The organism is Sandarakinorhabdus sp. FBCC-B8862 (assembly GCF_059745315.1).
The window spans coordinates 1,260,347-1,276,017 of record NZ_CM185574.1 but is presented as its reverse complement, the minus strand read 5'-3'; the positions used below and the strand labels follow the sequence as shown (position 1 = coordinate 1,276,017).

Below are 15,671 nucleotides of genomic sequence, written 5' to 3'. Positions count from 1 at the left end.
GCAACACACCCCGGTTTGGCGTAGGCGCAGCAGCATCATGGATTTCATCGCTTCCCTCGCCGGTTTTGACTGGATTGTCGTCATCATCGTTGGTGCCGCCGCCGGCTTTGGCCTGATGCGCGGCTTCATTGCCGAGGTTGCCAGCCTGGCCGGCTGGTTTGCCGGCTTCGTCGCCGTCCGCCTGTTCTACACGCCGGCCAAGGCGATTTTTGCCGAAGCCAGCGGCAGCGACATGATCGGCGCTTTTGCCGCCGTGCTGGGGCCGTTCCTGCTGGCGTTGCTGGGCGTCAAGCTGATCGGCAGCTTCCTGTCCAGTTCGGCCAAGGGCAGCACGATCGGCGTGCTGGACCGGATCCTGGGCCTCGGCTTTGGCCTGGTGAAGGGGTTTCTGGGCGCCAGCCTGATCTTCCTGCTGATCACGCTGGCCCTGCGCATCGTGCCCGGCGGCAGCGAGCGCCCCGATTGGCTGGCCAAGGCGCGCACCACCCCCACGCTGGCGCTGGTGGCCAGCGCCATGGTCGGCTGGGTTGGCGAAGCCTGGAAGCAGCAGCAGCAACTGATTGATCCGCACGCCGATGTGCCCGGCTTTGGCGATGATGCGCCGGCCGATGACGGCGGCTATGACCGCAAGCAGCGCAGCGCGCTCGACAGCCTGCTTGACGAGCAGGAAAAAAAGTCGCCTTCCACCGCGATATGACGATCCGGCTTTACAACACCGCGACGCGCACGAAGGATGTGCTGCAACCGATCAACCCCGATCGGGTGACCATGTATGTCTGCGGCCCCACCGTCTATGGCCGCGCCCATATCGGGAATTTCCGCCCGGCCGTGGTGTTTGATGTGCTGCAGCGGTTGCTCCGCCATGTCTATGGGCCCGACAAGCTGGTCTATGCCCGCAACATCACCGACATTGACGACAAGATCATGGACCAGGCCCGGGCCGAGGGCGTGGGGATCGAGGTGATCACCCAGCGTTATGAGGCGCTGTATCTCGAGGATGCCGCGGCCCTTGGGGTGGAGCGGCCCGATCTGCACCCGCATGCCACCACCAGCATCCCGGCGATGGTGGACATGATCGCCCTGTTGATCGCCAAGGGCCATGCCTATGCCGCTGAAGGCCATGTGCTCTTCGATGTGGCCAGCCACGGCGGCTATGGCAGCCTGTCGCGCCGGCCGCTGGACGAGATGATCGCCGGCGCCCGGGTGGAGGTGGCGCCCTACAAGAAGAACCCGGCCGATTTCGTGCTGTGGAAGCCGTCTTCCAGGGATCAGGCGGGCTGGCCCAGCCCCTGGGGGCGTGGGCGGCCGGGCTGGCACATCGAATGCTCGGCGATGATTGCCGAAAGCCTGGGGCAAACCATCGACATCCATGGTGGCGGCATCGATCTCACTTTCCCGCACCACGAGAATGAGTGCGCGCAGAGCGCCTGCGCCCATGATGGTGCGCCGCTTGCCAACATCTGGATGCATAATGGTTTCCTGAACTTTGGTGGCGGGGAGAAAATGTCGAAATCGCTCGGCAATGTGCAGAGCGTGGGTGATCTGCTCGCCGCCGGCTGGACCGGGGACGAGCTGCGCCTCGGCATCCTCAGCGCCCAGTATCGCCAGCCGCTGCAGTGGGACGAAGCGCTGCTGACCCAGATGCGCGGCCGGCTGGACAAATGGCTGCGCAAGCTGGGCGATGTGCCGAAGGGCGTGCGTCCGCTGCCGCCACCGTCGCTGGTGGAGGCGCTGTCCGATGATCTGAACACGCCCGCGGCCCTGGCGGCGATTGCCGGGATCGAGCAGGACCGTGAGGCGCTGCTGGGGGCGCTGGCCTTTCTGGGCCTGCCCTCGCTCAGCCCGGAAAAGAGCCGCCACGCGCACGATATGCGCAGCGCCGATCCCGATGCGGCGCGCTTCGATGCGCTGGTGGCGGAACGCACGGCCGCCCGCAAGGCGAAGAACTGGGCCGAATCCGATCGCATCCGCGACGCGCTGGCCGCCGAAGGCATCAGCCTCGAAGACGGGCCCGCCGGCACCACCTGGCGGCGGGCCTGAGCGGCGTTTTCCCGCCTGTTCAGCGCCGCTGCCGAAGGGCATGAAGCAGATATGGCTGACTCGCTCTACAGCGCGGCGATTCTGCGCCTGAAACTGGCCGGGGAAGGCGCCCATCGCCTCGCTGCGCCGGGCGGCACTGCCACGCGGGTATCGCCGGTGTGCGGCAGCAAGATCATTGCCGATGTGACGCTGGCCGGCGGCCGCATTGCTGCGGTGGCGCTGGATGCTGCCAAGGCCTGCACGCTGGGCCAGGCGTCGGCGGCTGTGGCAGCGGAGCGGGCACTTGGTGCCGATGCCGATGCGCTGGCCGCCACCCGCCGCGCGCTGGCCGAGTTCCTGGCCGGCACGGGTGAAACCGCGCCGGATGGCTGGGCCGCCTTTGCCCCGGCGCGGGCCCATCGCGCCCGCCATGCATCGATCCTGCTGCCGCTCGATGCCCTGATGGCTGCCGTGGAGGCGGCGGGCTGATGGCGGACGCCCAGCCCAATCTGCTGCGCGATGTGGTGGTCTATCTGGCCGCCGCCGTCGTGCTGGTGCCGCTGTTCATCCGCTTCCGGCTGGGCGCCGTGCTTGGCTATCTCGCCGCTGGCATCCTGATCGGCCCGTCGCTGCTGGGCCTGGTCGCCAATGCCGAGCAGACGTTGCATTTTGCCGAATTCGGCGTGGTGCTGCTGCTCTTCGTCATCGGGCTGGAACTGCAGCCGTCGCGGCTGTGGGCCTTGCGGCGCGATATCTTCGGGCTGGGCGCGGCGCAGGTGATCCTGTGCGGCCTGGCGCTGACCGGGCTGCTGTTGGGGCTGACCAGCCTGACCTGGCAGGCGGCGCTGGTGGTCGGCCTGCCGCTGGGCCTGTCGTCCACCGCGCTGGTGATGCAGCTGCTGGGCGAACGGCAACTGGCGGCCACGCCCTTTGGCGAACGCAGCTTTGCCATGCTGTTGTTCCAGGATCTGGCCATCGTGCCGCTGCTGACCGTGGTCGGGGCCCTGTCGCGGGCGCCGGTGGCCAATCCCGAACCGGGTTGGCTGATGGCGGCCAAGACACTGGGGGCACTGGCCTTTCTGGTCGCGGTTGGCCGCTGGGTGCTGCCCCGCCTGTTCCGCATCATCGGCACGCTGGGCGCGCGCGAGGCGTTTGTGGCCGCGGCCCTGCTCTCCGTGCTGGGCAGCGCGCTGCTGATGGCCAGCCTGGGGCTGTCGATGGCGCTGGGCGCGTTCGTCGCCGGCGTGATGCTGGCCGAATCGCCCTATCGCCACGCGCTGGAAACCGACATCGAGCCGTTCCGGGGCCTGATGCTGGGCCTGTTCTTCATCGCCATCGGCATGAGCCTTGATCTGACCGTGATGCGCGACAATTTTGCGCTGCTGATCGCGCTGGTGATTGGCGTGATGGCGGTGAAGACGGCGGTGATCGCTGCGCTCGCCCGCCAGTTCGGCACCGATTGGCGCCGCGCCGGGGAGATGGGCATGCTGCTGGCCCAGGGTGGCGAATTCGGCTTTGTGCTGTTTGGCGAGGCGGAGCGCGGCCTGCTGATCAGCCACAGCGCGGCGCAGCTGTTCGGCGCGGTGGTCACCTGCTCCATGGCGTTGACGCCGCTGCTGTTTCGGCTGGCGATGCGGCTGTTCGAACGGGTGGAGGAGGCCGGCAGCCGCGACGGGCCGGAAATGGCCGGCGATCTGCCCGGCGGCCATGTCGTGCTGGTGGGCAGCGGCCGGGTCGGGCAGGTGATTGCCCAGATGCTGCGGGCGCGCGGCCTGGCGTTGACCGCCATCGATCTGGATGCCGAACTGATCGACATCACCGCCCGCTTTGGCAACCAGGTGTTCTGGGGCGATGGCACAAGACTGGATATCCTGCGCACCGCCGGCATCGATCGCGCCAGCGCCCTGGTGTTCGCCATCGACGGCCAATGGGATCCGAAGCCGGTGCTAGAGCCGATCCGCGCCGAATGGCCCGACCTGCCGATCATCGCCCGCGCCTATGACCGGATGCACACCATCGCTCTGCGCCAGGCCGGAGTGGAGCAGGTGACACGCGAGACGCTGGAAAGTGCGGTGGCCATGAGCCGCGATGTGCTGGCCACGCTCGGCACGCCCGACACGATGATCGATGCCATCGAAGCCGAGTATCGCCGCCGCGATCTGGAGCGGCTGGACCTGCAGATATGCAGCGGCGACATGATGACCGGTGCCGAGAGCATCATTCGCGGCGCTTTGGACTTCAACGCGCCCGATCCGGCCGCCTTGGGCGAGATTCCGCCGGCCTGAGGCCGATTCTGGCGGCAGTTTTTCCACTTTTTACGCATTTCGCCGCTTTGATCGGTGCGATCAGCCGCGCGAAAGCAGGATCATTGGCGATGATGACAGAATAGGGCCGCGTAGGACAGGCCGGCTTCATGTGCCGGCATACCATTCATAGCCGCGGTCGGGCCAATAGCCGCCCTTGCCCTGCCCGAAGGGTGCCAGACTGTCGGCCACCACGATCCGCATCAGATATTTGGCCTGCTTGTACCCCAACTGGCGTTCAACGCGCAGCCGGATGGGCGCGCCGTGGGCGGTGTCGAGCGGTTGATTGTTGAGGCTGTGGGCCAGGATCGTTTGCGGGTGGAAGGCATCAACCAGGTCGATGCTTTCATAATAGCGGCTCCTGGACTGGAGGCCACCCTTGCTCGCCTCCCCGCCATAATCATCGGCACACAGGAAGACGATGTAGCGGGCGCCGTCACGCAGGCCCGCGGCCTTCAGGATCGGGGCCAGCTGCGGCCCGGTCCACTGGCCGATCGCGCTCCAGCCTTCCACGCAATCATGGCGGGTGATCTGGCTGCGCTGCGGCAGTCGTTGGAGATCGGCCAGGCTCAGGTTGAGCTCCCGATTGACCAGCCCGGTCACCTGCAGCCGCCAATCGGCGAAGCCGCCGGCCGCCAGCGCCTGCCATTCGGGGTTGGTGGGCAGTTTCGTGCCATTGGCCTTGAACACCGGCGAGATTTCCGCCGCGCTGAATTCGCGGGCCAGCCCGTCGCGACCGACCAGCCGTTGCCAGCGCTCGGTCGCCTGTTCGCCGGATTTGATGACGGCCTGGGCGGTGGGATTGCGGGTGAGCGCGTCGCAGCCGGCCAGCGCCAGGCTGGCCGGCAGGGCGGTGAGCAATTGGCGACGGGGCAGGATCATTTCGCGCCTCCGATCGTCATCCGGCCGGTGATCATGGCGCCGATCTGCCGGATCGGGCCCGACAGCAATACCAGCACCAGGTGCAGGGCCAGGAAACCGGCAATGCTGGCCATGGCGATAAAATGCACCGAGCGCGCCGATTGCCGGCCGCCCCACAGTGCATCAAGGAAGGGCCAGGCCGCATCCATGCCCGGCGACATGGCCAGCCCGGTGAGGATGACGGTCGGAATGAGAATCAGCGCCACCCCGGCATAGGCGAGCCGCTGCAGCACTTCGTAGGAAAGGGCGGCCTCGCCTTTGGGGAAGCGCAGCTTCGCATGCTCGACGATGTCATGCCAAAGATGGGCCGGGCTGAGCTGGGTGCGGCTGGGCAGGATATCCCGCCACAAGCGGCCGGAGACGAGGCCATATCCCAGCCAGGTGAGGCCGTTCAGGATCAGCACCCAGGCAAAGAAGAAATGCCAGCTGCGCGCGGTGGCGAGATCGCGCATCGCCGGCAGTGTGGCCCAGTGCGGGAAGGCAACGATGTTGGGCGCGCCCTGGGGTGTGGTCGAGGCGCCGAGCAGGCCTGATGTGTCGAAGCGCTGATCGCCGATCTGCAGCCAGCCCTGTGGATCGCGCCACGGCGGCGATGCGCCGATTTCCAGCCATTGCCCGGCGCGGTGATCGACCGATCCGGCATCGCCCCAATAGAGCCGGGGATGGGCGCCAAAGATGTTGAGCCCGGTCATCAGCAGCAGGATGATCGCCAGCGCGTTGGTCCAGTGGGTCAGCCGCACCAGCCAATGGTGGCGCAGCACGCGGCGTGGCGGCGCCAACATCGCAGGCGGCGGTGTGTCGAGCGGGGGAGCAGTGCTGGCCATAATCGTCCTCTCCTGCTGTTCGCGCGAAGTTGCCAAGGGGTTACATTGGGCCGGCAAATTCGCCATGATTTGCCCCATGCTGCGCATTTTTTCCGCCACCGGCAACCGCATCCTTGGCGACGGGGATGCGCTGCCGGCCGATGCGGTGTGGATCGACCTGCTCAACCCGACTCCGGCGGAAGAGGCGCTGGTGGAAGCCGCGCTGGGCTTTGATGTGCCCACCGCCGACGACATGGCCGAGATCGAGACATCCAGCCGGCTCTATATCGACAATGATGCCATCGTGATGACCGCGACGCTGGCCATCGGCCTGGTGACCGAGCAGCCGGAGACCTGCGCGGTCAGTTTCGTGCTGGGGCGGCACCATCTGGTGACCGTGCGCTATCACGAGGTGCGCAGTTTCGACCGTTTTGCCGCCCAGGCGATGCGCAATCCGGAAACCTGTGCCGGGCCGGGCATGGCGCTGCTGGCGCTGATCGACACGATCGTGGACCGGCTGGCCGACGGCTTTGAACATATCGGGCGGGAAGTGGACGCGATTTCGCGCGGGACGTTTCGCCGGGCCGATGTGACCGAGCCTGGCCGGCAGCAGCGCCGGTCGAACCTGGCCCTGCAGGCGCTGCTAACCCGGCTGGGCGGGGCGCAGGATGCGCTGTCAAAGGCGCGCGAATCGTCGGTGTCCCTCACCCGCGCGCTGTCGTTCCTGCAGTTTGCGGCCCCAAGGGATGCGGGCCTTGCTGCGCAGATCAAGACGCAGCTGCGCGATCTGGCCAGCCTGTCGGACCAGGCGACCTATATTGGCGGCAATCTCACCTTCCTGCTTGATGCAACGCTGGGCCTGATCAGCATCGAGCAGAATGCGGTGTTCAAGATTTTCTCGGTGGCCAGCATCATCTTTTTGCCGCCCACACTGGTGGCCGGCATTTACGGCATGAATTTCGCGCATATGCCGGAACTGCAGTGGCTGTGGGGCTATCCGATGGCGCTCGGCATCATGCTGGCTGCGGCCGTCCTGCCCTATGCCCTGTTCCGCTGGCGCGGCTGGCTGTGACCCTCAAGGCGGATCGAGCGCGCAGCCATATTCCGGATCAAAGCGCGCGGTGCGGCTGGAGAGCAGCGGCACCCGGGCGGTGACGGTCCGCTTCGCCGTGTCATCCTCGATCTGGACGATCTCGGTGCCCGGCTCGCGGTCGGTCTCGCAACTGGCCATGTCGCGCCCGCCGACATAACGGCAGGAGCAGACGACATGGGCGATATAGCCGGTGGCGAGCTGGGCCTGTTTGCCGGTGGTGGAATATCTGAGGCCGAGCCAGCCGCCGGCCGCGAGGGTGAGGAGCAGCACCGGACCCCACACCAGCCAGCGGATGCGGCGGGTGGGAGCAGGCGGCGGCGATGACGTGTCACTTGCCAGCATGGGGGCAGGGCCTCTAGCGTGGGTTTCATGACAAGGTGCGCAATCCCGGCCCGGCTGGCAAGCCTGCTGCTGTTTCTGACAGCGGCCATGCCGGTGGCTGCGCAGCTCCAGGCCGTGCCGGCGCGGATTCCGGCCACGGCGCCGGTTTCGGCACTGCCGGCAGCCGATGCCTTCTTCACCGATCCCCGGCTCGGCGAAACCCGGGCGCTGATCGTGATGCAGGGTGGCCAGCGTATCTATGAACGTTATGGCACCGGCATCGGGCCGGGCACGCGGCTGATCAGCTGGTCGATGGCAAAGTCCATCACCGCCACCCTGATCGGCGAGCTGGTGGGCGACGGCAAATTGCAGCTGGATGTGCCCGCCGCGGTGCCGGAATGGCACAAGCTTCCGGGGGATGCGCGCGGCAAGATCACGCTCAGGCAGCTGCTGCACATGGCGTCGGGCGTTAAGCATATCGAGGCCGGGCCGCAGCCCGAGATTGCCGACACCAACCGCGCGCTGTTTGCCGACACATCGGCCGATATCTACAAGGCGGCGGTGGCCGAGCCAGCCGAGGTGCCGCCGGGCACGCGCTTTCAATACAACACGCTGACCAGCCATATCCTCGCCCGCATCGTGGCCGACAGCATCGCACCCGGTGCCGATCCAGCGACGCGGCGGGCGAAAACCCGCCAGTTCATCAATGATCGCCTGGCCGGGCCGGCGGGCATGCCATCGCTGCTGTGCGAATTCGATCCGGCCGGCACGCTTTATGGCGGTTCGCTCTGCCATGCGACCGCGCGGGACTGGGCGGCCTTTGGCCAGCTTTATCTGGATGGCGGCGTGGTGGCCGGTGTCCAGGTGGTGCGGCCCGATTGGGTGCAGTTCGTGCGCACCCCGTCGCCGGCCAATCCCGGCTATGGCGGGCAATTCTGGCTGAACCGCCGCCCGGCCGATGGCAAGGATCGCGCCCTGTTCTGGCGTGTCGGCCCGGCCGATGCCTTTGCCGCCATCGGCCATCTTGGCCAATATGTGATCGTGGTGCCTTCAAAACGGCTGGTGGTCGTGCGGCTGGGCAAGACCCAGGATGATGTGCTGCAGCCGGTGCGCGATGCCCTGGCGCGGCTGGTGGCGAGTGTGCCCTGATGGCTGATTATCGCCTGATCGACATCAAGCTTGATGAACGCACCATCCTGTGGCGCAACGCCGATATCGAGCAGGAGCGGCGGGTTGCCATTTTCGATCTGCTGGAAGGCAATGAATTCAAGCCGGTGGCTGCAAGCGATGCCGGGCACCACGGGCCCTACAAGCTGCTGCTGGGCGTGGAGGATGGCCGGCTGGAGGTGACGGTTTCGGACGCCGAGGACCGGCCGGTGGACCAGTTCCAAGTGGCGCTGTCTCCGTTCCGGCGCACCATCCGCGAGTATTTCGCCATTTGCGACAGCTATTATCAGGCGATCCGCCAATCCTCGCCCCAGCAGATCGAAACCATCGACATGGCGCGGCGCGGCATCCACAATGATGCGGCCGAGCTGTTGAAGGAACGGCTGGAGGCGCGCGCCATCGTCGATTTCGACACCGCGCGCCGGCTGTTCACCCTGATCTGCGTGCTTCATATCAAAGGCCACTGATGTCCGTTCTTTCCGACCGCTGGATCCGTGAGCAGGCCCAGGCCACGGGCATGATCGAACCGTTCGTGGAGCGGCAGACCCGTGGCGGCTGCATTTCCTATGGCCTGTCGAGTTACGGCTATGACGCGCGGGTGGCCGACGAGTTCAAGATCTTCACCAACGTCGATTCGGCCGTGGTCGATCCCAAGGATTTCCAGGCCAACAGCTTTGTCGACCGCAAGACCGATGTGTGCGTGATTCCACCCAACAGCTTTGCCCTGGCCCGCACGGTCGAATATTTCCGCATCCCGCGCGATGTGCTGGTGATCTGCCTGGGCAAGTCCACTTATGCCCGCTGTGGCATCATCGTGAACGTGACGCCGCTGGAACCCGGCTGGGAAGGCCATGTCACGCTGGAATTTTCCAACACCACGCCGCTGCCGGCCAAAATCTATGCCAACGAAGGCGCCTGCCAGTTCCTGTTCCTGAAAGGGAACGAGCCGTGCGAGACCAGCTATGCCGATCGCGCCGGCAAATATATGGGCCAGCGCGGCGTGACCCTTCCGCGCCTGTAGGGCAGCCATAACCGCACAGGGGGTGGCGGGGCTGCGCCAAGCGGTCTAACCCGGCAGCATGAACGCCGCGACCCCAACCATGCGCGATGGCCTGATCGCGGGCCTGGGCGCCTATGTGATCTGGGGCCTGATGCCGCTCTATCTGCGGCTGATGCAGGGGGTGCCGGCCGGCGATGTGCTGGGCCATCGCATCGCCTGGTCGCTGCTGGTGTTGTCGCTGGTGCTGGCCCTGTCGTCTGGCTGGCAGCGGCTGCGGCCGATCCTGGCCAACCGGCGCACCCTGTTGCTGCTGCTTGCGTCTGCCGTGGCCATCGGGGTCAACTGGCTGGTCTATACCTGGGCGATCCTGGCCGGCCATGCGCTCGACACGTCGCTGGGCTATTTCATCAATCCGCTGCTCAACGTGCTGTTCGGCGTCACGCTGCTGGGCGAACGGCTGTCGCGGCTGCAATGGGCGGCGGTGGCACTGGCGGCGGCCGGGGTGGCGGTGCAGACCATCGCCTTGGGCTATCTGCCGTGGATCAGCCTGACGCTGGCGGTGTCGTTCGGCCTTTATGGCCTGTTCCGCAAGAAGGCGGCGGTGGATGGCCTGTCGGGCCTGTTTGTCGAAACCCTGCTGCTGGCGCCGCTGGCGCTCGGCTGGCTCGCCACCCGGCCCTATAGCCTTGCGGATCTGCCCGGTTGGCAGCTGGCGGTGCTGGCGGCGAGCGGGGTGGTGACGGCTACGCCGCTGCTGTTGTTCGGCCGGGCGGCGCGGGTGCTGCCGCTGTCCACCCTTGGCCTGCTGCAATATCTGTCGCCCACGCTGGTGATGATCGAGGCGGTGACCCTGTTTGGCGAAACTCTCAGCCCGGCGCGGCTGGCGGCGTTCGGCTGCATCTGGGCGGGCCTGGCGCTCTACACCTGGAGTATGCGGCCAGTGGCGCAACCTGCCGCAACACGCTAAAGCCTGTTCATGGACAAGATCGTCATCCGCGGTGGCCGACCGCTCAAGGGCCGCATCCAGATTTCCGGTGCCAAGAACGCCGCGCTCACGCTGATGCCGTGCGCGCTGCTGACCGACGAGCCGCTGACCTTGCGCAACCTGCCGCGCCTGGCCGATATCGACACGTTCGGCCATCTGCTCAACAACCATGGCCTGTCCACCACCATCGAAGGCACCAGCCCCGATGAATTCGGCCGGGTGATGACGGTCCGCGCCAACCGTATCACCTCCACGCTCGCCCCCTATGACATCGTGCGCAAGATGCGCGCCTCCATCCTGGTGCTGGGGCCGCTGCTTGCCCGCGCGGGCGAGGCGACCGTGTCGCTGCCGGGCGGCTGCGCCATCGGCAACCGCCCGATCGATCTGCACCTGAAGGCGCTGGAGCATCTGGGTGCGGAGATCGAACTGGCCGCCGGCTATGTGAAGGCGACCGCGCCCAAGGGCGGGCTGCCGGGCGGCAAATATGTCTTCCCGATCGTGTCGGTGGGGGCGACGGAAAATGCCGTCATGGCCGCCGTGCTGGCCAAGGGCGTTTCCGTGCTGGAAAATGTCGCGCGCGAACCGGAAATCGTTGATCTGTGCAATTGCCTTGTGGCGATGGGCGCCAAGATCCAGGGCATCGGCACCGAGAAATTGACCATCACCGGCGTGAAGGAGCTGCACGGCGCCACCTATGCCGTGATGCCCGATCGCATCGAGGCCGGCAGCTATGCCTGCGCCGCCGCCATCGCAGGAGGTGAGGTGGAGCTGGTCGGCGCGTCGGCCGAGGATCTGGGCGTCACGCTCGACATGCTGCACGAAGCCGGCGTGGAAACCGCGCCGACCGCCGATGGCATCATGGTGCGGCGGACGGGGCAGATGAAGGGCATCAATGTTTCGACCGCGCCCTATCCCGGCTTTGCCACCGACATGCAGGCCCAGTTCATGGCCATGCTCACCGTGGCCGATGGGGCGTCGCTGCTGACGGAAACCATCTTCGAAAACCGCTTCATGCATGTGCCCGAACTGGCGCGCATGGGGGCGGATATCACGGTGCGCGGCCGCTCCGCCATCGTGCGCGGCGTGCCAAAGCTGTTTGGCGCGCCGGTGATGGCGACGGACTTGCGCGCCTCCATGAGCCTGGTGCTGGCCGGGCTGGCGGCGACAGGCGAAACCACCGTCAGCCGCATCTATCACCTCGATCGCGGTTACGAGCGGCTGGAGGAAAAGCTGCAGGCGGTGGGCGCAGATATCGAGCGGGTTGGCGATGGCTGAGCGATTGGCCCTCCTCGGTCAGGAACCGGGAGATATCGCCACCTTTTCGGCGCTGTTGCAGGATGCCACGCTGCGGCTGGCCGATGTCGGCTATGACCGCAAGGCGCGGCGGCTTGCCTGCCTCGTCAACCGCTATCGCCGCGAGGCCGAAGCCCCCAGCCGCATCCGCTGCGCCTTCCGCATCGAAACCGTGGGCGCTGTGCAACGCAGCGGCTGGCCCACGGACCCGGAGGCGGTGACGGCGATCCTGTCGCTGGCCCAAGATGGCGATTGGCTGGTGATCACCTGCGCCGGCGGCATCGCTGTCCGGGTGCGGGTGGAGGTGATCGAGCTGGTGCTGGAGGATATGGGCACGGCCTGGGCCACCACGCGGGTGCCCAAGCACGATTGAACGGGTTCAGGCGGCTCCAGTCTGGCCCCCGCGCCCGATCATGCGCAGCACGGCCGTTGCCACCGCCGCCTTTCCGGCTGCGCCCGGCAACAGCACCGCCAGCGCCGCCACGTTGCCGCCGCGCAAGGCAATCAGCGCGCCGCCAAGAGCCAGCAACAGGCCATGGGCGGCCACCATCAGCGCCAATGTCGGCCGCCAGCCCCAGCCGGGCTGCCAGCGCATCGCTGCCCGCGCGGCCAGCGGCATGGCGATGATGAAGCCGGCGCTGGTGCCGCCCATGGCTGCAAGCCCGCCCTTCATGCCGGCCAGCACCGGCAGGCCCAACGCCGCCAGCACCAGCCAGACCATCACGCCGACCACCCCGGCCGTGCCCGCCAGCGCACCGGCCAGGCAGATGATCAGCGATTGGAGGGTGATGGGCACTGGCCCCAGATCAAGGGACAGCGGTGCGCAGGCGCACAGGGCCAAGCTGGACAACAGGCCACCCCGCAGCGGCGGCAGCGGGCGGGCCATCAATTGCCGCTGGTGACGCTGCTGGTTTTCTTCATCGCCCCGGCGACTTCGGGCGGCATATATTTCTCGTCATGCTTGGCGAGGATGGTTTCGGCCTGGAACTGGCCCGTGGCCGGATCGATCTTGCCTTCGGCGATCACGCCCTGCCCTTCGCGGAACAGGTCGGGAAGGATGCCGGTGTAGGTGACGGGCACGGTCTGCGCCATGTCGGTCACCACAAAGCGCACCGTCGCGCCTTCACGCTGGATGGAGCCCTTTTCGACCATGCCGCCCAGCCGGATGGCCGCCGTGGGCGCGGGGCCTTTCTTCAGATCGGACGGGGCATAGAAATAGGTCGCCTTCTCGCCCAGCGTTGAAAAGGCCAGCGCGCCGGCACCGCCCAGCGCGGTGAGCGCGCCGACAACCAGCCACAGGCGTTGATGCTTGGCTTTCATTTGCGCCTCGATTCCTCGGCCTTCTTTTCGGCCGACCGCATCGACACAAAGGCCCAGACCAACAAGCCAATGAGGCCAACCAGAGTCAGCCCATAGGCCGGCCAGATGAAATTGGCCCACAGATCGGGGCGGGAGACGACGCCGTCCATCACGCCAAAGCCTCCGCCATGCGCCGGCTGCGCGCATCAACCCGCGCCCAAGCCAGCATCGCCCGCATCCGCATCAGCACGATGGCGCCAAACAGGAAGGAGAAGCCGGCGACCGACAGCAGCAGCGGAGTGAGCAGTTCCGGCGCGATCTTGGAGGAGGCGTTGACCACCGAAATGCTGCTGCCCTGGTGCAGCGTGTTCCACCATTCCACCGAATATTTGATGATCGGCAGGTTGATTACGCCCACCAGCGCCAGGATCGCGGCGCCGCGCTGTTCGCCGCCCTTTTCCGCCTCACTGGCGCTGAGCGCCAGATAGCCGAGATAGAGGAACAGCAGCACCAGCATGGAGGTGAGGCGGGCATCCCACACCCAATAGGTGCCCCAGGTCGGCTTGCCCCACAGGCTGCCGGAAACGAGGCAGATGGCGGTGAAGGCAGCCCCGGCCGGCGCAATGGCGCGCGCCGCGATGGTGGCCAGCGGATGCCGCCAGATCAGCGCGGTGGCCGATGCGATGGCCAGGCTCATGTAACCGCCGGCGCCGAGCCAGGCGGCCGGCACATGCACATACATGATGCGCACGCTTTCGCCCTGCTGGTAATCCGGCGGGCTGGCGAACAGGCCGATCCACAGCCCGGCCGCCGTGAGCGCCAGGCCGAGCAGGGCGACGATCGGCGTCGCCACACGGGCGATCTTCAGGAATCGCGTGGGATTTGCATAACGGTGCACGCCGGCCTTCTAGCAGAAGGCACAAGCGAGGGAAGGGGGCGCGGCGTCGCCGGGCGCACGGCCCTGCCGCTCACCATCCGTCGATGCGGGTGCTCCAGCCATCGCCCAGGAACATGCGCGTCACCTTGCCACCGGCCTCTTCAAACCGCACCACTTCGCCCACCGGGCCGCCGCCGGTCGGCGCCACCAGTTTGAAGCGGCCATCGCCCAGCGGTTCCAGCACAACCCGGGTTTCGGCGGCCGGACCATTGGCCGCCAGCAGCACCAGCTGCCGGTTGAGCAACACCACCTGGGTGACGCCATCGTCATAGGGGCTGCGATAGCGGCCGGCGAAGCGTGCCCAGCCATCGTCCCACAGTGGCGGCTTGCTGGGCCTGGCGGCCTTGGCCACGGCCTCACCCACCGTGGCGAGCAACTGGTTGGCAATGTCGCCGGGGCCCGAATCATTGGTGTTGGTCAACACCACCACGCCCACCTTGTCGTTCAACTGCACCCGCGTCATGGTGGTGTTGCCGGGATAGCCGCCGCCATGCCCGACAAAGGTGCGGCCCTTGAAGCGGCTGTGATCAAACCCCAGGCCCGATCCGCTTTCCCAGCTCTCATCCACGCTGCGCACCCGCAGCGCCTCGCGCCAGGAACCGGCGGTCAGCACATTGGGTCCGCTGGTGCGCAACTGGGCCGAGATGAATTTGGCCAGATCATTGACCGTGCTGGTCATGCCGGTGGCCGACGCCATGCCGCGCGCATCCATGAACGGCAGGATGCGGCGCGTGCCCTCCGGCGTGCGGCTGGCATAAGGAGTGGCCAGCCCCGGATCGGGCTTGTCGATGCTGGTGGCGGTCATGCCCAGCGGCCGGGTGATGTTGGCGGTGACATAATCGGCCCAGCGCTGGCCAGTCACCTGTTCCACCACCAGCCCGGCCACGGCAAAGGCCAGGTTGCTATATTTCCAGCGGGTCTGCGGCGGGAAGGCGGCCTGGCGATCCTGCATCAGCGCCTTGAGCTGGGCTTCCGTCGGGAAGTCAAAGCTGGACCAATGGTCGCCGGCCTCGCGCTGCATTCCGGACGAGTGTGACAGGAGTTGCTCGATGGTGATCGGGCCATCGTCGGGCCCGGCCGGCTTCATGGTGAACCAGGGCAGATGCTTCACCACCGGATCATCCAGCCGCAGCTTGCCCTGTTCGCGCAGCTGGAGGATGGCGATGGCGGCAAACAGCTTGGAATTGGACGCGATGCGGAAGCGCGTGTCCGCCGTCATCGGCCGTTTCGACGCCACATCGGCAAAACCAAAACCCTTTGACCACACCAGCTGCTGATCATGCACAACGCCCACCGCCACGCCGGGCAGGCCGCGATAGGCGATCTGGCCTTCCAGCCAGGCGCTGAACAGCCGGGTGGCGGCGGCCACGTCGGGGTTTTCGGCGATGTTGGCGGCTGGCGGCGGCGCGGTCTGGGCCAGCGCCGGGCTGGCGAGCAGCAGAGCCAGCGCGATGGAACGGTGCAACATGATCTGGGTCCCCCGTGGAATTGGGGGGAGGCTAGCAGGTTGGTGGTGGTTGCCAAGCGGTG

The 15,671-nt window shown here is 66.9% G+C and carries 19 protein-coding genes; 11 read left to right on the top strand and 8 right to left on the bottom strand.

Annotated features, from left to right (window positions below):
• Positions 1–37 precede the first annotated feature (37 nt).
• From AC6BOR_RS06265 to AC6BOR_RS06250, 4 genes are read left to right on the top strand one after another with little or no spacing between them, the layout of a single operon-like run.
• Positions 38–697, top strand: a complete 660-nt coding sequence (locus AC6BOR_RS06265) for a CvpA family protein (RefSeq protein ID WP_498060331.1) — start codon at positions 38–40, stop codon at positions 695–697.
• On the top strand, positions 694–2,040 hold the full coding sequence (cysS, locus tag AC6BOR_RS06260; protein ID WP_498060330.1) for a cysteine--tRNA ligase: 1,347 nt from the start codon (positions 694–696) through the stop codon (positions 2,038–2,040). Before AC6BOR_RS06265 ends, cysS begins: the two co-directional genes overlap by 4 nt.
• Before the next feature lie 51 nt (positions 2,041–2,091).
• Positions 2,092–2,508: an iron-sulfur cluster assembly scaffold protein gene (locus AC6BOR_RS06255; RefSeq protein ID WP_498060329.1), complete on the top strand. Its 417-nt coding sequence runs from the start codon at positions 2,092–2,094 to the stop codon at positions 2,506–2,508.
• A complete protein-coding gene (locus tag AC6BOR_RS06250) occupies positions 2,508–4,304 on the top strand; it encodes a monovalent cation:proton antiporter-2 (CPA2) family protein (RefSeq protein ID WP_498060328.1) in 1,797 nt (598 codons plus the stop codon). The genes AC6BOR_RS06255 and AC6BOR_RS06250 overlap by 1 nt, the downstream gene beginning before the upstream one ends.
• 126 nt (positions 4,305–4,430) lie before the next feature.
• On the opposite strand, the gene AC6BOR_RS06245 is transcribed toward AC6BOR_RS06250, so the two are convergent.
• Positions 4,431–5,204 carry a molybdopterin-dependent oxidoreductase gene (locus AC6BOR_RS06245; RefSeq protein ID WP_498060327.1) on the bottom strand — a complete coding sequence of 258 codons (774 nt, stop codon included), beginning with the start codon at positions 5,202–5,204 and terminating at the stop codon, positions 4,431–4,433.
• A complete protein-coding gene (locus tag AC6BOR_RS06240; protein ID WP_498060326.1) occupies positions 5,201–6,067 on the bottom strand; it encodes a cytochrome b/b6 domain-containing protein in 867 nt (288 codons plus the stop codon). The genes AC6BOR_RS06245 and AC6BOR_RS06240 overlap by 4 nt, the downstream gene beginning before the upstream one ends.
• 64 nt (positions 6,068–6,131) lie before the next feature.
• Between AC6BOR_RS06240 and AC6BOR_RS06235 the strand changes: the two genes are divergently transcribed.
• The gene (locus AC6BOR_RS06235; RefSeq protein ID WP_498060325.1) at positions 6,132–7,118 is read left to right on the top strand and encodes a magnesium transporter CorA family protein; all 987 of its coding nucleotides are present in this window, start codon (positions 6,132–6,134) and stop codon (positions 7,116–7,118) included.
• 3 nt (positions 7,119–7,121) lie between these two features.
• Here the strand turns inward: AC6BOR_RS06235 and AC6BOR_RS06230 are convergent, their stop codons facing one another.
• Positions 7,122–7,481 (bottom strand): hypothetical protein, encoded by a 360-nt coding sequence (locus AC6BOR_RS06230; protein ID WP_498060324.1) that lies wholly within the window; start codon positions 7,479–7,481, stop codon positions 7,122–7,124.
• Between the two features lie 27 nt (positions 7,482–7,508).
• On the opposite strand from AC6BOR_RS06230, the gene AC6BOR_RS06225 reads away from it, so the two are divergent.
• From AC6BOR_RS06225 to AC6BOR_RS06200, 6 genes are read left to right on the top strand one after another with little or no spacing between them, the layout of a single operon-like run.
• On the top strand, positions 7,509–8,609 hold the full coding sequence (locus AC6BOR_RS06225) for a serine hydrolase domain-containing protein (RefSeq protein ID WP_498060323.1): 1,101 nt from the start codon (positions 7,509–7,511) through the stop codon (positions 8,607–8,609).
• Entirely contained in the window at positions 8,609–9,094 is a 486-nt protein-coding gene (locus AC6BOR_RS06220) for a UPF0262 family protein (protein ID WP_498060322.1), read from the top strand. Before AC6BOR_RS06225 ends, AC6BOR_RS06220 begins: the two co-directional genes overlap by 1 nt.
• Complete coding sequence (gene dcd / locus AC6BOR_RS06215) at positions 9,094–9,648, top strand: dCTP deaminase (protein WP_498060321.1); 555 nt, start codon at positions 9,094–9,096, stop codon at positions 9,646–9,648. Before AC6BOR_RS06220 ends, dcd begins: the two co-directional genes overlap by 1 nt.
• Before the next feature lie 58 nt (positions 9,649–9,706).
• Positions 9,707–10,594 (top strand): EamA family transporter RarD, encoded by an 888-nt coding sequence (rarD, locus tag AC6BOR_RS06210; protein WP_498060320.1) that lies wholly within the window; start codon positions 9,707–9,709, stop codon positions 10,592–10,594.
• A 9-nt stretch (positions 10,595–10,603) separates the two neighbouring features.
• Positions 10,604–11,887 (top strand): UDP-N-acetylglucosamine 1-carboxyvinyltransferase, encoded by a 1,284-nt coding sequence (gene murA / locus AC6BOR_RS06205; protein WP_498060319.1) that lies wholly within the window; start codon positions 10,604–10,606, stop codon positions 11,885–11,887.
• Positions 11,880–12,278, top strand: coding sequence for a DUF2948 family protein (locus AC6BOR_RS06200; protein ID WP_498060318.1), 399 nt, complete (start codon positions 11,880–11,882; stop codon positions 12,276–12,278). Before murA ends, AC6BOR_RS06200 begins: the two co-directional genes overlap by 8 nt.
• A 6-nt stretch (positions 12,279–12,284) precedes the next feature.
• Here the strand turns inward: AC6BOR_RS06200 and AC6BOR_RS06195 are convergent, their stop codons facing one another.
• The 5 genes from AC6BOR_RS06195 to AC6BOR_RS06175 all read right to left on the bottom strand — a co-directional run bounded on the left by AC6BOR_RS06195 (position 12,285) and on the right by AC6BOR_RS06175 (position 15,609).
• Positions 12,285–12,791, bottom strand: a complete 507-nt coding sequence (locus tag AC6BOR_RS06195; protein ID WP_498060317.1) for a biotin transporter BioY — start codon at positions 12,789–12,791, stop codon at positions 12,285–12,287.
• Positions 12,791–13,225: a cytochrome c maturation protein CcmE gene (gene ccmE / locus AC6BOR_RS06190; protein WP_498060316.1), complete on the bottom strand. Its 435-nt coding sequence runs from the start codon at positions 13,223–13,225 to the stop codon at positions 12,791–12,793. The genes AC6BOR_RS06195 and ccmE overlap by 1 nt, the downstream gene beginning before the upstream one ends.
• Positions 13,222–13,374 carry a heme exporter protein CcmD gene (locus AC6BOR_RS06185; protein ID WP_498060618.1) on the bottom strand — a complete coding sequence of 51 codons (153 nt, stop codon included), beginning with the start codon at positions 13,372–13,374 and terminating at the stop codon, positions 13,222–13,224. Before AC6BOR_RS06185 ends, ccmE begins: the two co-directional genes overlap by 4 nt.
• Positions 13,374–14,102 (bottom strand): heme ABC transporter permease, encoded by a 729-nt coding sequence (locus AC6BOR_RS06180; protein WP_086116728.1) that lies wholly within the window; start codon positions 14,100–14,102, stop codon positions 13,374–13,376. The genes AC6BOR_RS06185 and AC6BOR_RS06180 overlap by 1 nt, the downstream gene beginning before the upstream one ends.
• 70 nt (positions 14,103–14,172) lie before the next feature.
• The gene (locus tag AC6BOR_RS06175) at positions 14,173–15,609 is read right to left on the bottom strand and encodes a serine hydrolase domain-containing protein (protein WP_498060315.1); all 1,437 of its coding nucleotides are present in this window, start codon (positions 15,607–15,609) and stop codon (positions 14,173–14,175) included.
• Positions 15,610–15,671 lie beyond the last annotated feature (62 nt).